Below are 2,700 nucleotides of genomic sequence, written 5' to 3' on the forward strand. Positions count from 1 at the left end.
GTTCTTGAAAAAGGTGGGGCGGGCGGCGTGACGCCGCCCGCCTTGGCCATTACGGATTGACGGTTGGCTGAACCTTGGTGAGCTTGTACTGGTCTGCCGGCGGCTCGCATTTCTGGCAGTTGATGCCGGGCTCGTCGGCGGCTTTCGGAACATCGGCCGGCAAAGGCTGGATGGTCGCGCCTGGGGTTGGCTTGCCTTCAAGCGCCGACTGGATGGAAAGCTCCGGCAGAAGCGTCGGGCTGAACACCTCCGTCACGAAGGAACTGGGCACGACGCCTTCCGGGAAGGCGTTGCAACCATCTTCGAACGTCTGGCCTTTGCACAGCTTGACCTGGTCGGCGGGCACCCATGGCAGAGGATATTCGATGTTGCCCGGCTTGAGATCGCGCTTTCCAGTCAGGGCTTCCATCATCAGCTTGAAAGCATAGCCAGCACTGGCCGGCGGCGAGCCGGCGGAAACGCCTTTCAGGCCACGCTTCTGGAAATCTGGATTGGCCAGCGCAAGGCGGAAGCCATTCGAGTTTTCGCCCGTCATCGGCACCAGTTTGCTTCCCTTGTCCATGAGGGCCTGGATCGCACCGTATTCACCGGCCTGAGCCCAGATGCCGTCGACGTCGGGATGCGCTGCGAGCGCCTTGGCTGTTTCCTGCTGGGTCGTACGGTCGTCCCAGAAGGAATAGTATTCGTCCACGACCTGTATGCCGGGGTACTTCTTGAAGACCGACATGGCTCCATCGGTGTGGCGCTTGTCGACCGAGTTGCCGGGAACGCCGCGGCTGAGGAAGATCTTGCCTTTGCCGCCGAGCGCATTGACCAGGGCCTGAGCGCTGTTCTCGCCAAAGCCAGCGGTAATGTAACTGACGTTGTAGGCGCAGGGCTCGGTGACCGTCGCGTCGTACATGAAGAACTTCACGCCCTTCTCGCAGCCTTTGTGGATGACGCGATTGAGGGCGGTGGAAGAAATCGGAAAGCTGATAATGCCGTCGGCTTTGGCGGCAATCATGCTCTCATACGCAGCGATCTGAGCCTGGGGATCCGTGCCCGAGATCACCTGGGTCAGTTCCACGGTCTTGTCGTAGGGTGGGGTGGCGGCAAGCGCCTTGACGATGTTGGCTGCCTCCGACTGCCAAGAGTTGCCGCTGTAGCTCATGCTCAGGTAGATTTTGAACTTCTTGTCCTGCGCTGACGCCGACGGGGCGGTGAGCGAAAGGCTGACCGCGGCAGTACAAAGAGCGGCTGCGCATAGACTTAGTTTTCTCTTCCAGTTTGGCATCGAAGGTCTCCCAGATCGTTGACCGCTTGTTGATGGGAACGTTCTCACTGAACGTCCCGGATCGCCGGGCGCGGGCGGTCTTTACCGCGCCAGTCGGCGTCTTAGGAACGCGAAGGTGTTTTCCCTCAGCAGGAGCAGGGCAATGAGGATGATCGAGCCCTCGATGACCGTGCGCCAGCCCTGTGGAATGCCAAGCGCCGAGATCACCGTACTCAACGCGGTGAGCAGGATGGCACCGCCTATCGTGGCGACGAAAGAGCCGCTGCCACCAAGAATGGACGAGCCGCCGATGACGACGGCCGCAATCGAGGGAAGCAGATAGTCGTCGCCCATGCGCAGCGTTGCGCCGTTTGCGTAGCCCGCCAGCATCATGCCGGCAAACCCGGATGCGGCTGCGCTCAGCATATAGGCGATCAGAACCGAACTGCGCACTGCAATGCCCGCGACATGAGCCGCGACCGGATTCGCGCCGATGGCTGTCAGGCGGCGACCGTAGGATGTTCGACCCTGCAGCACTGAGCCGAGGATGGCGAAAACCAGGATGAATAGGAGGATGACCGGGATGCCGATCCAACTCGCTTTCATCAGAGCGGTCAGGATTGGGGGAGCCGCGCCGCGCGGTGTGCCGCTCGTAAGCCCAAGTGCTGCGGAAGCGGTGATGATCCCCGTCGCCATGGTCATGATGAAGGGCGGGATACGCAGCAAGGTCACCCCAAGGCCGCTGATCCCGCCAATGCACGCGCAGATCAGCAAGATCGCCGGTATCAGCGGCAAGCTCATGCCGCTGGAGGCATCGATCCAACTGGTCGTCAGCACGCCGCCAAGCGTTATGAGCGCCGGGACTGAAAGGTCGAGACCTCCGATCATGATGACGATCCCCTGGCCGAAGGCCACGACGATCAGGAACGACGCCAGAAGGATTATGGTGTTGACGTGATCCCATGAACCGAGTGCCGGGCTGACGAAGCGTGAACCCAGCACCAGCAGGATACTGATACCGAACACGCAGACCGCCGTGATTGTCTCTGGCCGCAAGCGTGCGGTACGCCTATTGTCGGCGACACGTTCCGTGTGCCGTTGGGCCCGCGGGGCAGGGGCTACAGCCGCCCCGGGAGGGTGCGCTTCGGTCACGTTGCACCTCTTCGTTCAACAAAATGCGTCACGACATTTCCAAACACCACCGCCAGCACGAGCACCACGCCCTGGAAAATGCCGGTGTAGAAGGACGACACGCCGCCGGCGAACAGCACCTTCTGCAGCAACATGAGCGTGGCGGCGCCGATGATGCTGGCGATGACACTGCCGCGCCCACCGCTCAGCGACGTGCCGCCGAGCGCCACGGCAGCGAAGGTCAGCATCAGGAAAGAGGCGCCTGCGTTGGGATTTCCTGTCGCAGTTTGAGCGCTGAGCATGAAACCCGCGAGGCC

2 protein-coding genes and 1 pseudogene are annotated in these 2,700 nt (G+C 61.7%); all 3 read right to left on the bottom strand.

Going from position 1 to position 2,700, the window contains the following annotated elements:
• Positions 1–49: 49 nt before the first annotated feature.
• Positions 50–1,273, bottom strand: coding sequence for a sugar ABC transporter substrate-binding protein (locus EN884_RS32205; protein WP_024505174.1), 1,224 nt, complete (start codon positions 1,271–1,273; stop codon positions 50–52).
• An 81-nt stretch (positions 1,274–1,354) separates the two neighbouring features.
• On the bottom strand, positions 1,355–2,278 hold the full coding sequence (locus tag EN884_RS32210) for an ABC transporter permease (protein ID WP_050580526.1): 924 nt from the start codon (positions 2,276–2,278) through the stop codon (positions 1,355–1,357).
• 122 nt (positions 2,279–2,400) lie between these two features.
• Positions 2,401–2,700 (bottom strand): annotated as a pseudogene (locus EN884_RS32215) (ABC transporter permease); the annotation flags it as partial.

This window comes from Mesorhizobium sp. M7A.F.Ca.AU.001.01.1.1, from assembly GCF_004022735.1.
GTDB lineage: Bacteria > Pseudomonadota > Alphaproteobacteria > Rhizobiales > Rhizobiaceae > Mesorhizobium > Mesorhizobium ciceri.